Source organism: Undibacterium sp. Jales W-56 (genome assembly GCF_025548535.1).
GTDB lineage: Bacteria > Pseudomonadota > Gammaproteobacteria > Burkholderiales > Burkholderiaceae_D > Undibacterium.
This window is the reverse complement of record NZ_JAJLQW010000002.1, coordinates 290,336-306,200: the sequence shown is the minus strand read 5'-3', so window position 1 is coordinate 306,200 and position 15,865 is coordinate 290,336. Positions and strand designations below refer to the sequence as shown.

Genomic DNA, 15,865 nt, shown 5'->3' with positions numbered 1-15,865 from the left:
ACAGGACCGCTGCAAAAAAAAATAAACGCAGAGATGCAGAGTAAACACCGCAAGAAAGGTTTTTCTTTGTGTTCTCTATGCCTCTGCGATGAGCGATTTTCTGTATTTGCGTAAGTTTTAATCAAAAGAAAGACATGTATTTCATGGAATATCCCGTCATTGACACACAAATTTCTCCGGATGGTCGCCTTGAGATTTTATCTAAGTCCGAGGTGCAAAAGTTATTGGATACCAGCCACAGCGGCCTGTATCAATTGTTTCGCCGTTGTTCGTTGGCGGCATTGAATTGCGGTAGCGGTCTGGATGACGGTAAAGAATTGCTGGAACGTTATAAGAGCTTCGATATCAGCATTGTTCAGCGTGAGCGCGGGATTAAGCTGGATGTTAAAGGCGCACCGGCCAGTGCTTTTGTCGATGGCATCATGATCAAAGGCATTCAGGACCATTTGTTTACGGTATTGCGCGATATCCTGTTCATCCACGGTGAGATAGAGGATAGTCCCAAATTCGATCTCGATACGACTGAAGGCATTAGCGATGCGGTATTTCATATCTTGCGCAATGCCAACGTATTACGCCCGCAAACCAATCCGAATATGGTGGTCTGCTGGGGCGGGCATTCGATTTCCAGTGTTGAGTATGACTACACCAAAGAAGTCGGTTACCAGATGGGGTTGCGGGCACTCGACATTTGCACCGGTTGCGGCCCGGGCGCAATGAAAGGCCCGATGAAAGGGGCAACTATCGGTCATGCCAAGCAGCGCATCGCTGGCGGGCGTTATTTGGGGATTACCGAGCCAGGTATCATTGCGGCAGAGGCGCCTAATCCGATTGTCAACGACCTGATTATTCTGCCGGATATCGAGAAACGTCTGGAGGCTTTTGTCCGGGTCGGACATGCCGTGGTGGTATTTCCTGGCGGAGCAGGTACCGCAGAAGAAATTTTATATATTTTAGGGATTTTGCTGCATCCCGATAACGCGGATTTGCCTTTTCCCCTGATTTTTACCGGACCGGAGAGCGCCAAGGATTATTTCCGTCAGATCGATCAGTTTATCGGTGATACGCTGGGGGCCGCAGCCCAAGGTAAATACCAGATTATCGTCAATGATCCGGCTTTGGTGGCCCAGGAAGTACAGGCGGGCATCAAAAAGGTCAGGGAATTCAGAAAAGCGAAAGGCGATGCGTATTACTTCAACTGGTTACTGAAAATCGACACCGAATTCCAGAAACCCTTTGATCCTACGCATGACAATATGCGCAATCTTGAATTGCATAAGAATCAAAAGAACCACCTGCTGGCGGCAAATTTGCGCAGGGCTTTCTCCGGTGTGGTGGCAGGCAACGTGAAGGATCAGGGGATTCGTGCCATTGAAAAGCATGGACACTTCGAAATCAGGGGCGATGTTGCACTTATGGAATCGATGGATGCGCTGTTAAACTCATTTGTTGCGCAAAATCGCATGAAACTTCCCGGTAAAGCGTACATACCGTGTTACCGCGTTATAAAATAAATGCTGGCAATACAATCCGACGTAATAGCGAGGCAATTTTATCCTCCGATTACCAACATGATCGACTCCCTAACCTATGAGGATGACAGACATGAGTAGCAGCGTACAAAAGGAAGTTGATGAACGCACCAATCTGACCGGCTCTAATAAATTTGAGCTGCTCTTGTTCCGGCTGGGGGGCGATGCCAATGGTGACCGGTCTGAATTATTCGGCATCAACGTCTTCAAGGTACGTGAGATTGTCGCGATGCCTGCCATCACGGCAGTGGCAGGAGCGATGCCACATAATCTAGGCGTCGTCAATTTACGTGGTCAGATTATTCCTGTCCTCGATCTCCCGTCCATCGTCGGTTGCAAACCTAAGACCGGCCTGAATATCATGCTGGTCACCGAATATGCGCGCTCCACCCAGGGTTTCGCGGTTGAGTCGGTGGAAGAAATTGTCCGCCTGGATTGGAGTCAGGTGTTATCTGCAGAATCGAGTGCGGGCGGCGGAATGGTGACTAGTATTGCCCGGCTGGACGGCGATGTGGAAAACACCCGTTTAGCGCAAGTACTCGACGTGGAGCAGATTCTGCGCCAGATTGCGCCTAAGGATGGTAAGGATGTGGACCCGGAAACGATGGGCGCCAAAATTGGTTTGCGCCCAGGCACCTCGATTTTAGCGGCGGATGATTCTGCTGTGGCGCGGGGGCTGATTGAGCAAGCTCTGAACGCGATGGGTACGCCGTTTATCATGACCAAGACCGGCAAAGAGGCATGGGAGAAGCTGCAATCCATTTCAGCGGCGGCTCAGGCTGAAGGTAAGACGGTGTATGACAAGGTAGCGATGGTGTTAACCGATCTGGAAATGCCCGAAATGGATGGGTTTACTTTGACGCGTAATATCAAGCAGGATGAGCGTTTTAAAGCCTTGCCGGTGGTTATTCATTCATCCCTGACCGGATCGACAAACGAAGAGCATGTAAAAAGCGTGGGAGCGGATGCCTATGTCGCCAAATTTGCGCCAGACGAATTAGCCGCGACAATCCGCGAAGTCTTGCGTTGAGCAGCTTGTTGGCCAGAATAAATTAGCAGAACATCTTTGTAAAAATCTGGCATATGGAACACAAAGGGCGCAATCAGCGCCCTTTGTGTTTTGCCGGGAGTTCCTAACGCTCTGCGGGCGCTTGCGCCGGTACACGCTGCCAGCCGGCCGGGCAGCTTTTTACGGCAGGATAGAATCCATCGGGGTTGTGGCAGTAATACCAGTCGCCATTGTCCTGTCGCGGCACGTCTGGGCTGACCGTGTAGGCATTCATCGGTTCAGGATAACCTGGTTCTACATAGATAGTCCGGGTAACGGTCGTCACTGTAGGTGCAACGAAGATTGTTGGATAATATCGATAAGTAGTCGGATAATAGGGTCGTCCATCATAATAACGACTGCCGGCGATCGGAAATGGATAGCCATAGGGATAGGCATAAAATTCCGCACCCCAGCGCGGCCCATGGTGAAAATGATAGCGATCTGCCCACGCTGGATTACTGTTCGTGAGTGCAAGGAACGCCAGGCTGCAAAGCATTGATTTTGTCCAGCTCATCATGAGGCTCTTCAATAAAACTAGATAACATCACAAGTGTAGGCTGAAATCAGCCTTCGTGCAGAGCGAATAACGGCTTGTTACCATTGAACCGGAAATACGAAACGCTGTTGCCGCCGTCATTTAAGGCAGCGTTAAAGCGCGGCAGAAGCAAGGCAAAGCAAAACCAAAAAAGAGTCCCGGTCGACTCGCCAACAACCTAAGGAATCATCATGACCTACGAAGAATATTTAGATGAAGTCACCACCCTGATGACCGAGATGTATGATCTCAGCGATCAGGCAGCGATCAAATATGTGATGCGTGCTCAGGCCGCCGACTACTTCAGTTTGCACGACGATCATCCGGAGATGCGTACTCAGGAACGTGCTGTGCAGGACGCCAAAACGGTATTCGAACAAAGAAACAAATCGCGTCCGGAAATCTATCGCAAATAATATGAAGACAATTCTGGATCTCGCCACCTGGAAGCGGCGCGAGCATTTTGCCTATTTCTCGCAATTTGAAGAACCTTTCCACGGCATCGTGGCTAATGTGGATTGCACCTGGGCCTATCAATATTGCAAACAGCAGCAGCACTCGTTCTTTCTGTTTTATCTGTACCAGGTACTGAACGCCGTCAATCAGACGGATGCCATGCGTTATCGGATCGAAGACGGGCAGGTCGTCGATTACGCAAGAATCAACGCATCTGCGACCGTCCAGCGGGATGACCATACGTTTGCCTTTTGTGATTTCCCGTTTGATCCGTCTTTCCATGGTTTTGTATCGGGTGCACAGGCAGCGATGGATAGAGTCAGGCAGTCGAGCGGATTAGGTTTTAATGCCGGCCAGATTGATAATGACGTGATTCATTTTTCTGCGATGCCCTGGATTAGCTTCACCGGCTTGACGCATGCCAGGCAGTTCAAAGAAAAAGACAGCGTGCCAAAAATCTCGGTCGGAAAATATGTTCAACAAGACGGTAAATTAATGATGCCAGTCGCCGTTTTTGTTAATCACGCTTTGGTTGATGGCTATCATGTGCATCTGTTTTTGCAAAAGCTGGAAGCCTTGATGAACCAAGCGCCTGGCAATACAACAGAAAGTTGAAAAAGACCGGAGCGGCCGATGCCGATGGCATCAGTCGCAGTCATCTAAAGTTCGGCAGCAAAACGATTAACATAATTCCAGCGTTTATGCTCTTCCCCGCAAACAACAGCTTGCTGTTTTGTCTCACCTCTTTTCGGTATATCAGCTATGTCATTTTCTTCACTCGGTTTATCTGCTCCGCTCATCAATGCTGTGCAGGAGCGCGCTTATAGTGAGCCGACGCCGGTCCAGAGTGCGGCGATTCCTGCGATTTTAGCCGGGCGCGATGTGCTGGCCTCTGCGCAGACGGGGTCCGGCAAGACGGCTGCTTTTTGCCTGCCTCTGCTGCAAACTTTAACGATTAAGCCGCGTGGCGCGCGCGGCGAAACAAGAGCGGTGCAGATATTGATCCTGGTGCCGACCCGCGAACTGGCAACGCAAGTCGGTGAGACTTTGCGCATTCTTGGGCAGCACTTGCCGCAGCCGGTCAAACTGGCGGTGCTGTTTGGCGGCATCTCGATTAATCCGCAGATGATGCATTTACGCGGCGGTGCCGATATCGTGATTGCGACACCGGGCCGCTTGCTCGACCTGGTGTCGCACAATGCGTTGCAACTCTCGTCGGTGCGCAGTCTGGTCCTGGATGAGGCAGACCGTTTGCTTGAATTGGGCTTCGCTGATGAATTGAGCCGCGTGCTGAGCATGTTGCCGCTGCAAAGACAGAATCTGTTTTTCTCGGCGACTTTTTCGCCGCAAGTCGACGCACTGGCGACCAGTATGCTGCATGACCCTGTCCAGATAGCGATCGCAACGACGGCGGAAAGTGCGCCGGATATTGTGCAGCGGGCGATCGTCGTCGATGCCAGACAGCGTACCCAATTATTGCGGCATTTGATCAGCACTGAAAAATGGTCGCGCGTGCTGGTATTTGTCGCAACCAAATATGCCGCCGACCTGATCTCGACCAAACTGCGCCGTGCCGATATCAATGCCGAAGCCTTTCATGGCGAGCAAAGCCAGGGCAAGCGCAGTCAGGTGCTTAGTGATTTCAAGGCATCTCGCCTGAAAGTCGTCATCGCTACCGATGTCGCCGCACGCGGTATCGACGTCAGCCAGCTGCCGGTGGTGGTGAATTACGATTTGCCCCGTTCCAGTGACGACTATACCCACCGTATCGGACGCACCGGCAGAGCCGGCGAATCTGGCCTTGCGATTAGTTTTATATGTGCAGACAGCGCCAATGAAGCGCATTTCCGTTTGATAGAGCAGCGCCATCAACTCAGAGTGGCGCGCGAGCAGATTCCGGGTTTTGAGCCAGCATTCGAGGCCGCTGCATCAACTGCCGGCATGGCGGTTGCGGTAAGCGACCCGAATGGCGGCATCAAGGGTAAGCGTCCGAGCAAAAAAGATAAGTTGCGTGCTCTTGCTGCAAAATCTGAATGATCTCAAAGCGTTTTTAGAATTTTTCAAAAATCATTCCGCAATACTGGTGCGGCTCGCAGGCCGAAATCAGGCTGTAAGCCTCACCAGTATTGCGGAATCGAGAAATTATTCTTTTTTAGGCGACACCGATTTACATGTTAACAGGCCCTAGCTAATTGATCTGATGACACGACATGGATTGCCCGCTGCCACGACATCCGGCGGAATATCCTGTGTGACGACGCTGCCGGCGCCGATCACCGATCGTGCCCCGATGCTGATGCCGGGCATGACGACGCTATGTCCGCCTATCCAGCAATCATCCTCCAGCCTGATCGGGGCAATCATCTGCATCCCTGCGGCACGTTCTTTGGCGTCTATCGGATGGGTGGTCGTATATAAATGCACGGCAGGTCCAAGCAAGACGCGCGCGCCGATATGAATTGCGGCGGCATCGAGCATCACGCAATGATGATTCGCGAAAAAATCTTCGCCGATGAAGATGTTTTTGCCATAATCGCAAAAGAAATCCGGTTCGATAAATGCAGAAGAAACAGCGCCAAATAATTGCTGATACAAGGGCTGTCTTTGTTTGAGTTGTTGCACCGGAATCGCATTGATTTGCCTGCAAAGCTGTTTCGCTAGTTTGCGCGTAGCGAGATGCGACGGCAATCGTGGATTGAATAGATTCAAGACCTTCATCATCAGAGCACGCGGTAGGCTAATCTGTCCATCCGGGTTCTGCTCAGGCGACCGAGAAGACGCCGCACGGCCGCAGGGTAGTCCGAGGTTTTTTCTATGGCGCTGTAATGGGCTATGGGCCTGGTGTGCTGAAAAATATGGCGTAACTCTTCCTGTCTTTGCACGGCCAGTTCCTGTTCCGGATCCTGTATCAATAAGGCGTTTTCGAGATCGAGACGGAATGCCCGGGGATTCAGGTTGTTGCCCGTTAGCAGCATGATATGCCGGTCTACCCACAGGCCTTTCAGGTGATAGGTATTGTCGCCGTCTTTCCATAAATGCAGATTGAGCTGGGTACCCAGTTCGGCCTGATGCGCTTTGGCAAAGCGGCGTAAATTGGTTTCGTACAAATACGGGAGTGCACCGATCACTTTAAAATTTTGTTCGGGCGGAATATAGAAATCATTCGCGGTTTTATCGCCGACGATAATGTCGATGTTGACGCCGCGTTTCAGCGCCCGGTTGATCTCCCGCGTTACGGCCAGCGGAAAATTGAAGTAGGGGGTGCAAATCGTAATCTGTTCCTGACTGGCTGCCAGCAACTGACAGATCACCCGGTTTAAAGGATTGTTTTTCCCGACGCCGACCAGCGGCGTCACGCTTAATTGTGGCGTGTTCGGTGAGCTGGATAACACATCGTAACGCGCCCGCTTGAGTTGCTCCCTGAATTCATGAATCTCGCGCCGCATACTGCGGGTTGACGGGATGTGCGGCGTGTCCAGCTTATGCACTGCCGCCGCCCCCAGAATATGCTCGCGTATAAACTGCACCATGCTGTCGGCAAGCACTTTATTGTGTAATAGCAGATAACGGTCATGCCGGTACTTGTCCTGTTTATGCAAATACACATTGTTCAGGCTCGCGCCGCTATAGATGACCAGATCATCAATCACAAAACCCTTCAGGTGCAAGACGCCGAATAGCTCGCGGGTTTGCACCGGGACGCCGTAAATCGGCACTTCGGTAGCCTGTGAGCGGGCCTGATCTTGATACCAGCCCGCATTGCCCGCCTGCTTGCCGGCTTGTTTCGCCTCGCCGATCAGGCCGCGCTGCGCCCTATGCCAATCGACCAGCACGCGGATATCCAGCGCCGGACGTAGCGCTTTGGCCGCATGCAGCGCGGCCAGAATCTCTGCGCCGGCTTCATCATGCTGCAAGTAGAGGCTGCACAGATAGATGCGGTGTCTGGCTCCGGCAATGTGTTGCAGGAGTTCGGTCCGATAAGCAGCCGCGCTGTGCAAAGTTGAAACCGAGCTTGCCCTCAAAGGGATCAGCGGTAATTGGTCCAGCACATGACGGGAAGTGAACAGGGGCATGTCAAGTTAAATGCAAAATAGGGAAGGCCTGATGGTAACACCGGAGTTTGTCAGAATGACTTTGAAACCTTGCCAATTTGCCACATTGACGGACAAATCTATTATTATCTTGCCCAGCGTGATTTCCAATTGATTCCTCCTCCAATGACAAGGTAAAACACATGAAGTTCAGCCTCAATACAGATAGTGTCGTCCGGGCGATCTTGATCGCCTGCTCAGTCGGTTTAATGAGTGCAGCAGCGCATGCCCAGTTTCGCAATGCTGTGCCGAATGCGGCCAATACCGCAGCGGACAGTCTGACGATGGTGCCGAATGCGCCGGAACAAGTGACATCGCTGATCAGGCACGACAGCCAGATCGGCAGCGGTGCCGAAGCCGTGTACGGCTCGCATGTCGAAGTCCATTACACCGGCTGGCTGTACAACCCGAAAGCGCCGAACTTGCGCGGCGCAAAATTTGACAGTTCACGCGACAGCGGTCAGCCATTTCCTTTTCATCTGGGCGCGCGCCAGGTGATTAAGGGCTGGGACATGGGCGTCACAGGCATGAAAGTCGGCGGCAAACGGACCCTGATCATTCCCAGTTATCTCGGTTATGGCACGACTGGTTCTGGTGCGATTCCGCCCAATGCAGCCTTGATCTTCGATATCGAGCTGCTCAGCGTTCAGTAGTCAAGAGCTCCCCCGCTTCTTAAACGAACCGGTTTGCATAGGAAATAACAGGAAATAAAAAGCAAAACTCTGGCACTTTTTGCCAGATTACTGGTCGAAATGACGGTTTTTACAAAAACCATCTCTGGGAAACAGCGCCACGGTCTGTTTCAACATACCACCCCATCGTATCCGAAAGTCTTTATGCCAGGTTTGCCTCCTTTGTTCAAATCCATTTGTCTGGCGTTCCCGCTGTCCTTAAGCCTGGTGTCCGGCGCTGCCTTTGCAGACCAGGGCGGTACTCAAGAAATGGCGAAAGCCGAACCGGCCGAAACAGCCGAAGCAGCTAAACCCGGTTTCCGTGAAAATTACACCAAGTACGAATACCGCATTCCCATGCGTGACGGCGTGAAGCTGTTTACCGTCGTGTATGTCCCCAAAGATACGGGTAAATCGTATCCTTTCCTGATGACGCGCACGCCGTACAGCGCGGGCGTGCATGAGCAGGGCGAATTGCATTACGGCGTCAGTTTTTATCCCACTTCTTTGGGGCCTTCCAAGGAGTTCGATGCCAGCGGCTATATTTTTGTGGATCAGGATGTGCGTGGCCGCTATATGTCAGAAGGCAAGTGGCAGGAGATGACGCCGCATCAAAAGACCGCCCGCGCTGCCGGCGAGGGCATCGAAAGCCAGGATATGCATGACACGGTGGAATGGCTGTTGAAAAATATCCCGGGCAATAACGGTAAAGTCGGCATCTGGGGCATCTCTTATCCGGGTTTTTATACGTCGGCGAGCGTGATTGATTCGCATCCGGCGATCAAAGCGGCTTCACCGCAAGCGCCTGTCACCGATTTGTATATGGGAGATGATTCCTATCACGGCGGCGCATTCATGCTGGCGGCCAACTTCGGGTTTTATGCGAGTTTTACGAACGAAAAAAATCCGACTAATTTACCCAGGCGCTGGGAGCAATTTGATTACGGCACTGAGAATGGCTACGACTATTTTTTGTCGCACCTGTCATTGAAAAACATCACGAATCAGCTCAGCGAGAAACAACGTGAACTGCTGATGCCAACCATCTTGCATACGACCTATGATGATTTTTGGAAATCCCGCAATATCGCACCGCACCTGAAAAATATTCACGCCGCCATTTTGACCGTAGGCGGCTGGTATGACGCCGAAGATCCGCAAGGTCCGCTGACGACCTATCGCAGCATCAAGAAAAATAACAAAGGTATTTTTAACGGCATCGTCATGGGGCCGTGGGCGCATGGCGGCTGGGGGCGCGCTGACGGAAAGAGCCTGGGCTACGTGACTTTTGATGTCAAAACGGGCGACTATTACCGCAAAAATATCGTCTTCCCGTTTTTTGAGCAGCACCTGAAAGGCGTGACCGGTAAGGCGATGCCGGAAGCGCAGGTATTCGAGACCGGCATCAACGTCTGGCGCAGCTACCCCAGCTGGCCGCCGCAACAAGCGCAGGCGCGCACCTTGTATCTGGGAGCGAATGGCAGTTTGTCCTGGACCATGCCGAAGGCGAATACCACCGCCACTGATGGCTCGCCGGACTATGATGAATATGTCAGCGATCCCAAAAAACCGGTACCTTTCGTCGGCTATACAACGATTGGAGTGCCGCAAGAGTATCCGGTAGCTGACCAGCGTTTTGCCGCAACCCGTCCGGATGTGCTGGTGTACAAAACGGACGTGTTGGAAGAGGACGTGACTGTCGTAGGTGCAATCTCGCCGAAGTTATTCGTCTCCACCTCCGGCACCGATGCCGACTGGGTGGTTAAATTGATCGACGTGTATCCCAATGAGTATCCGTCGGCAGCGGCTCCCAGAAATCGTGCCAACGATGTGCCGCCGCCATCCATGAGCATGGCCGGTTATCAGCAATTGGTGCGCGGAGAGCCGATGCGCGGCAAGTTCCGCCAGGGCTTTGAGAAGCCGCTGCCGTTCGTGCCCGGCCAGGTCGAGAGCCTGAACTACAGCATGCCGGATATCAATCACACCTTCCGCCGTGGTCATCGCATCATGGTGCAGATACAAAGTTCCTGGTTTCCATTAGTCGATTTGAATCCGCAAAAATTCATGGAAATTCCGGAAGCGAAACCGGAAGATTTTCAAAAAGCGACGCAGCGCGTCTACCACGCGCCGGGACAATTTTCAGGAATCGCGCTACAGGTTTTGCCAGGCACGCAGTAGCGACTATTGAGCAACGTACCAGAAATTCCATCTTCAAACCTTCAACAGCGGAGAGACCATCATCATGAAAAAAATAATCCACCACCATGCCATGCTCTTGCGTCGCAGCGTACTGGCCGTGTCCTTATGTGTAGCCGCCATGTCCGGCGCGCATGCCGAAGCGGCCAGCAATGGCCTGGTACTGGAAGCCCAGACCATGGACAAGAAGTTCGATCCCTGCACGCATTTTTTTGAATATTCGAACGGTACCTGGCTGGCGAATAATGCGATCCCCTCGGATCGTGCGCGCTATACCGCGTATGACGAAGTCACCGAGCGCAACCTGCTGGCATTGAAGGCGATCGCAGAAGCTGCAGCATCGGCAAATGCCGACGGCAAGGCTAAAAATGCGGTGACTCAACTGGTCGGCGCCTACTACCAGAGCGGTATCGATGAAGCAAGCATAGAAGCCGCCGGAGCAAAGCCCCTGGCTGCTGAATTGGCGCACATCGAGGCGATCGCGGATCGTGCCCAATTGCTGGCAGTGATCGCCAGGCAGCACCAGATCGGCGTCGGATCGCTGTTCAATTTTTATGTCGATCAGGACGCGAAAAATACCAGGCGCTATATTCCGCAAATCGTCCAGGGCGGTTTGGGTTTGCCGGATCGCGATTATTATCTGAAGACCGATGCCAAGACGCTGGAGATACGCAGGCAATACCAGAAGCATGTCGAGCATATGTTTACCTTGATCGGCGATAGTCCGGAACTGGCGAAACAAAATGCCGCCGCGGTGCTGGCCTTGGAAACGCGACTGGCAAAAGCCTCGATGAGCAAGGTTGCCTTGCGTGATCCGCAAGCGTCTTACCATTTATTGAATTTGACCGGCTTAGCCAGGCTCGATGCGCATACCACGTGGGCCAGCTATTTTAAGGATATCGGTTTAGCCGATCCGGCCGAATTTAATGTAGGCCAGCCTAAATTCATCGCCGAGGCGGGGCAGATGCTCAACACGCTGCCGCTGCCGCAATGGAAAACCTATCTGCGCTGGCAATTGGTGAATGCCCGTTCCAAGGATTTGTCGTCCGCATTTGTGAATGCGAATTTCGATTTCTATGGACGCACACTGGCCGGCACCAAAGAATTGCAACCGCGCTGGAAACGCGTCCTGAGCACCCTGGATGCGAATGTCGGTGAAGCCTTGGGGGAACTGTATGTGGCGCAGTTCTTCGGTCCCGAAGCCAAGGCTGGCGTGCTGGAGATGGTGGACAACATCAAGCTGGCGATGCGCGACAGTATCAGCAAGCTTGAATGGATGTCGCCAGAAACCAAGAAGCAGGCGTATCGCAAGCTCGATACCATCGTCGTCAAAATCGGTTACCCCGATCAATGGCGCGATTACAGCCGACTTAAAATCGATGCGACTTCGTACGCCACCAATAATATGCGTGCTGCCGAGTTTGAATTTAAACGCAATCTCGCCAAGCTGGGCAAGCCGATTGACCGCAATGAGTGGGGCATGACGCCGCAAACGGTGAACGCGTATTACAACCCGACCATGAATGAGATGGTGTTCCCGGCCGGTATCCTGCAACCGCCGCTCTACCATGTGAAAGCCGATCTGGCCGCAAATTACGGCAACACCGGTGCGACCATCGGGCATGAGTTGACCCATGCATTTGACGATGAGGGTCGTCAATACGACGCCGACGGCAATTTAAAAAGCTGGTGGACTAAAGCCGATGAAAAGGCTTTCCTGAAACGCGTCGCCGGTATCGAAAAGCAGTTCGATGAATTTAATCCTATCGATCAATTGCATATCAACGGCAAGCTGACCGCAGGTGAAAATATTGCCGATCTGGGCGGCGACAAGATCGCTTTGCAAGCCTTGCGCAATGCGCTGAAAAGCAAACCGCAGGCGGAGCAGATTGATGGTTTGACGCCGGAACAGCGTTATTTCGTCGCGAATGCGCAGAGCTTCCGCGGCAAGATGCGCGATGAAAGTTTGCGCTTGCAGATCGCAACGAATCCCCATTCGCCGGAAAAATACCGCGTGATAGGACCGATCGCCAACATGCCGGAATTTACCGAGGCCTTTTCCTGTAGCGCCAGCAAATCGCCATTGCGCCCGGAAGCGAAGCGCGTGACGATCTGGTGATGGCTGAAAATGATCAGTGAGGTGCCAGCTCCGCTTTTTGGGGCTGGCGGTGAAGCAGCTGAGGCAGTTTAGATGCGATGGAACTCGTTGGGAATGAGGTAGCCGGGCGATTACATTTTTTCCATTTCTTCAGGATCGAGCGCGATCACATGGGTTTGCGGCAGGCCTTGTTCGTCGTGCCATTCGCGCACGACACAGGCTTGACCATATTCGTCGAGGTCGATGATTTTAAAAAAATTACCGATCATCGATTCAAACAAGATGCGTTCGTCGGCGGGAAAGCTTTTAATAAAATCCTGGCTCAGGCTGATGACGCGCACGATATCGCCGACCGCAACGGGCTGGTTTTTGCAATCATGCAGTTTGGTATTGGTCATGGGAATTCCGTTTGGTTAGCTTGATTGAGGCAATGTTCCTGAGTCTTTCTGGGTGTCAGAATGAGCTCCATCAGATAAGGAGTCCGCAAGCCGGGTGCGCCTTGCGGCACGAAAATGGCCTGAAAGGCGCATCCAGCTTGCGGATTGTCATTTGAAATACTGAATTATCCTTCAGCAATACGCTGCGCAATATGCGCCAGAGCTTCTTCTACCTGATCAATCAGGATCAGGCACAGGTCGCCTTCGCCCAGACGTGCCATTGCCGTGTCTATCGCCAGAAACTCGCCATTAATTTCGTCGATGCGCTTGGTGCGATTGGCGTTCGCTAAACCGGCGCGCAGCAGGGCCACCACTTCGCCATCGGCGCGACCGCGTTGACATTGATCCTGATACAGCACCACATCATCAAACGCATCGCCGAGGATCTCAGTCTGTTGACGGATATCCTGATCGCGGCGATCACCAGCACCGCTGATCACCACGGAACGGCGTTTGGCCGGCATGCTTTCGACCGCACGTACCAGAGCCAGAATTGCATCCGGATTGTGACCATAGTCAGCAATCAGAGTCGCGCCGCGATAATTGAATAAATTGAAGCGGCCTGGGGCATTATCGCTTTCATTGGCGAACGATTTGAGGCCGGTATGGATCGTATCCCAGGCGATATTCACCCCCCAGGCGGCGGCGACGGATGCCATCACGTTCTCGACCTGGAAGCCGATGCTGCCGTTGCGTGTAATGGGGATATCGGCAAGCGGAATTTCGTGACGTTTCTTGCCTTCTACTGCGACCAGATTGCTGCCCTCGACATAGACCACGCGATGGCCCTGGGCCCGATGCGTTGCCATAATCGGATGTTGTCCATCGGCGGCGAAAAACGTCACTGAACCGCTGCAATTGACTGCCATGCCCGCCACGATCGGGTCGGCGGCGTTCAATACGGCGACGCCTTTATCGGCCACGTTTTGCACGATCACGCGTTTCAGCACCGCCAGGTCTTCGACTGTGGTGATGTAGTTCAGGCCCAGATGATCGCCGGAGCCGATATTGGTAACCACGGCAACCTGGCAGCGATCAAACGCCAGACCTTCGCGCAGGACACCGCCGCGTGCGGTTTCAAATACGGCGGCATCGACATCGGGATGCAACAGGACATTACGCGCGCTGCGAGGGCCGCTGCAATCGCCGCTGTCGATACGGCGGCCTTCGATGTACACGCCGTCGGTATTGGTCATGCCGGTACGCAATCCGCTGGCCGTCAGCAGATGCGCGATCAGGCGCACAGTCGTGGTCTTGCCGTTAGTGCCGGTCACTGCAACGATAGGGATACGGCCATCGTTACCGTCTTCGAACATCGACGACACAATCGCTTCGCCAACGGCCCGGCCTTTGCCGAATGAGGGGGACAAATGCATGCGCAAGCCAGGAGCGGCATTGACTTCGACGATGCCGCCATTCTGGTCTTCAATCGGTTTGAGTACGCTGTCGCATACCAGATCGACGCCGCAAATATCGAGGCCCACCATTTGTGCGGCGACTACGGCACGCGCCGCGACTTCTGGATGGACATCGTCGGTGACGTCGGTGGCAGCGCCGCCGGTAGAGAGATTCGCGTTGTTACGCAAGATCACGCGCTGGCCTTTGGCCGGGATCGAGTCCGCGACCAGATCTTGTTTCGCCAGGCTGGCCAGGGCGATATCGTCAAAGCGGATTTTGGTCAGCGAGGTGGCATGACCGGTGCCGCGACGCGGATCTTTGTTGACCTGTTCAACCAGTTCCCGTACCGAATGTACGCCATCGCCGACGACTTGCGGCGGATCGCGGCGAGCGGCGGCGATGAGTTTATTGCCGACCACCAGCAGGCGAAAATCGTTGCCCGGCAAATAGCGTTCAACCAGGATGTCATCGCGGAATTCGGCAGCGGCGTGATAGCCCGCCTCCAGTTGTTCACGCGTGGTGACATTGACGGTCACGCCTTTGCCCTGATTGCCGTCTTTGGGTTTGACAACCACCGGCAGGCCGATTTCGCAGGCGACTTTCCAGGCGTCCTCCAGGTCGAGCACGGTACGGCCAAGCGGTACAGGCACGCCGGCGGCGTCCAGCAGCTTTTTGGTGAGTTCTTTATCTTGCGCAATCGCTTCGGCAATCGCGCTGGTGCCATCCATTTCGGCAGCTTGAATCTTGCGCTGGCGACTGCCCCAGCCGAACAGCACCAGACTGCCTTCGGTCAGGCGACGATAAGGAATATTACGGTCGACCGCAGCCTGCACAATGGAGCCGGTGGAGGGGCCGAGCCGGACGTCTTCATCGAGTTCTCTGAGCTGTGACAGCGCTCCAGCGAGATCAAATGCGGTGTCGCTGATCGCGCTTTGGACTAAATTTTCGGCCAATTCCAGGGCCAGGCGACCGACTGCTTCTTCCGAATATTCAACGACGACCTGGAAGGTGCCTGCCTCTAAAGTCTGGGTAGTACGGCTGAATGTGACCGGGCAACCCGCTTGCGCCTGCAAGCCAAGCGCCGCCAGTTCCAGCACATGCGCCATAGGAATCGGCTCATTATGGCCGGTCGGCTGCAGGGGGCTTATTTCTGGGAAGCGGGCACGCAAGCGTACTTCAAATCCTTTCATGTCGCCTACTGAGAGTTCTGCTTCGCTACAGCTGACAATCGCCTCAACGGCGGTGTGATGGCTCCAGAGATTGGGGCCGCGTAGCGCTCGTATGCGTGATACTTCCATAAACCTTCATCCTATCTTGATGGCTTTGCCAATGGTTTGTTTGCTCGGTAACCAACTTTGCTGGCGTGTTTGCGCAGTGTCTTGCGTCAGGCCATTGCCCAG

General features: G+C 53.5%; 13 protein-coding genes. 8 read left to right on the top strand and 5 right to left on the bottom strand.

Annotated features, from left to right (window positions below; all coding sequences use genetic code 11):
• Nucleotides 1-143: 143 nt before the first annotated feature.
• Together ppnN and LPB67_RS07305 are read left to right on the top strand one after the other, a co-directional pair.
• Entirely contained in the window at nt 144-1,514 is a 1,371-nt protein-coding gene (ppnN, locus tag LPB67_RS07310; protein ID WP_316685143.1) for a nucleotide 5'-monophosphate nucleosidase PpnN, read from the top strand.
• Between the two features lie 91 nt (nt 1,515-1,605).
• Nucleotides 1,606-2,562 (top strand): chemotaxis protein, encoded by a 957-nt coding sequence (locus tag LPB67_RS07305; RefSeq protein ID WP_410482715.1) that lies wholly within the window; start codon nt 1,606-1,608, stop codon nt 2,560-2,562.
• A gap of 103 nt (nt 2,563-2,665) precedes the next feature.
• Here the strand turns inward: LPB67_RS07305 and LPB67_RS07300 are convergent, their stop codons facing one another.
• Entirely contained in the window at nt 2,666-3,097 is a 432-nt protein-coding gene (locus LPB67_RS07300; RefSeq protein ID WP_262836461.1) for a hypothetical protein, read from the bottom strand.
• Nucleotides 3,098-3,309: 212 nt separating this feature from the next.
• On the opposite strand from LPB67_RS07300, the gene LPB67_RS07295 reads away from it, so the two are divergent.
• The 3 genes from LPB67_RS07295 to LPB67_RS07285 all read left to right on the top strand — a co-directional run bounded on the left by LPB67_RS07295 (nt 3,310) and on the right by LPB67_RS07285 (nt 5,611).
• Nucleotides 3,310-3,534, top strand: coding sequence for a hypothetical protein (locus LPB67_RS07295; protein WP_262836460.1), 225 nt, complete (start codon nt 3,310-3,312; stop codon nt 3,532-3,534).
• 1 nt (nt 3,535) lies between these two features.
• Nucleotides 3,536-4,189: a chloramphenicol acetyltransferase gene (locus LPB67_RS07290; protein WP_262836459.1), complete on the top strand. Its 654-nt coding sequence runs from the start codon at nt 3,536-3,538 to the stop codon at nt 4,187-4,189.
• Between the two features lie 147 nt (nt 4,190-4,336).
• Nucleotides 4,337-5,611, top strand: a complete 1,275-nt coding sequence (locus LPB67_RS07285) for a DEAD/DEAH box helicase (RefSeq protein ID WP_262836458.1) — start codon at nt 4,337-4,339, stop codon at nt 5,609-5,611.
• 147 nt (nt 5,612-5,758) lie between these two features.
• Here the strand turns inward: LPB67_RS07285 and LPB67_RS07280 are convergent, their stop codons facing one another.
• Nucleotides 5,759-6,295, bottom strand: a complete 537-nt coding sequence (locus tag LPB67_RS07280; protein ID WP_262836457.1) for a sugar O-acetyltransferase — start codon at nt 6,293-6,295, stop codon at nt 5,759-5,761.
• Complete coding sequence (pssA, locus tag LPB67_RS07275) at nt 6,295-7,647, bottom strand: CDP-diacylglycerol--serine O-phosphatidyltransferase (RefSeq protein ID WP_262836456.1); 1,353 nt, start codon at nt 7,645-7,647, stop codon at nt 6,295-6,297. The genes LPB67_RS07280 and pssA overlap by 1 nt, the downstream gene beginning before the upstream one ends.
• Nucleotides 7,648-7,949: 302 nt before the next feature.
• Here pssA and LPB67_RS07270 point away from each other — a divergent pair, with 302 nt between their 5' ends.
• The 3 genes from LPB67_RS07270 (at nt 7,950) to LPB67_RS07260 (ending at nt 12,651) form a co-directional block, all read left to right on the top strand.
• Nucleotides 7,950-8,318, top strand: a complete 369-nt coding sequence (locus tag LPB67_RS07270; RefSeq protein WP_262836836.1) for an FKBP-type peptidyl-prolyl cis-trans isomerase — start codon at nt 7,950-7,952, stop codon at nt 8,316-8,318.
• Nucleotides 8,319-8,417: 99 nt separating this feature from the next.
• Entirely contained in the window at nt 8,418-10,514 is a 2,097-nt protein-coding gene (locus tag LPB67_RS07265; protein ID WP_262836455.1) for a CocE/NonD family hydrolase, read from the top strand.
• A gap of 64 nt (nt 10,515-10,578) precedes the next feature.
• Nucleotides 10,579-12,651, top strand: coding sequence for a M13 family metallopeptidase (locus tag LPB67_RS07260; RefSeq protein ID WP_262836454.1), 2,073 nt, complete (start codon nt 10,579-10,581; stop codon nt 12,649-12,651).
• Nucleotides 12,652-12,761: 110 nt separating this feature from the next.
• Here the strand turns inward: LPB67_RS07260 and LPB67_RS07255 are convergent, their stop codons facing one another.
• Both LPB67_RS07255 and cphA read right to left on the bottom strand, forming a co-directional pair.
• On the bottom strand, nt 12,762-13,028 hold the full coding sequence (locus LPB67_RS07255; protein ID WP_262836453.1) for a hypothetical protein: 267 nt from the start codon (nt 13,026-13,028) through the stop codon (nt 12,762-12,764).
• Between the two features lie 164 nt (nt 13,029-13,192).
• Nucleotides 13,193-15,763, bottom strand: a complete 2,571-nt coding sequence (gene cphA / locus LPB67_RS07250) for a cyanophycin synthetase (RefSeq protein ID WP_262836452.1) — start codon at nt 15,761-15,763, stop codon at nt 13,193-13,195.
• Nucleotides 15,764-15,865: the final 102 nt, after the last annotated feature.

Coding starts and splice junctions, on each gene's coding strand:
- ppnN (WP_316685143.1), top strand. CDS start 144: ATGGAATATCCCGTCATTGACACACAAATTTCTCCGGATGGTCGCCTT.
- LPB67_RS07305 (WP_410482715.1), top strand. CDS start 1,606: ATGAGTAGCAGCGTACAAAAGGAAGTTGATGAACGCACCAATCTGACC.
- LPB67_RS07300 (WP_262836461.1), bottom strand. CDS start 3,097: ATGAGCTGGACAAAATCAATGCTTTGCAGCCTGGCGTTCCTTGCACTC.
- LPB67_RS07295 (WP_262836460.1), top strand. CDS start 3,310: ATGACCTACGAAGAATATTTAGATGAAGTCACCACCCTGATGACCGAG.
- LPB67_RS07290 (WP_262836459.1), top strand. CDS start 3,536: ATGAAGACAATTCTGGATCTCGCCACCTGGAAGCGGCGCGAGCATTTT.
- LPB67_RS07285 (WP_262836458.1), top strand. CDS start 4,337: ATGTCATTTTCTTCACTCGGTTTATCTGCTCCGCTCATCAATGCTGTG.
- LPB67_RS07280 (WP_262836457.1), bottom strand. CDS start 6,295: ATGATGAAGGTCTTGAATCTATTCAATCCACGATTGCCGTCGCATCTC.
- pssA (WP_262836456.1), bottom strand. CDS start 7,647: ATGCCCCTGTTCACTTCCCGTCATGTGCTGGACCAATTACCGCTGATC.
- LPB67_RS07270 (WP_262836836.1), top strand. CDS start 7,950: ATGGTGCCGAATGCGCCGGAACAAGTGACATCGCTGATCAGGCACGAC.
- LPB67_RS07265 (WP_262836455.1), top strand. CDS start 8,418: ATGACGGTTTTTACAAAAACCATCTCTGGGAAACAGCGCCACGGTCTG.
- LPB67_RS07260 (WP_262836454.1), top strand. CDS start 10,579: ATGAAAAAAATAATCCACCACCATGCCATGCTCTTGCGTCGCAGCGTA.
- LPB67_RS07255 (WP_262836453.1), bottom strand. CDS start 13,028: ATGACCAATACCAAACTGCATGATTGCAAAAACCAGCCCGTTGCGGTC.
- cphA (WP_262836452.1), bottom strand. CDS start 15,763: ATGGAAGTATCACGCATACGAGCGCTACGCGGCCCCAATCTCTGGAGC.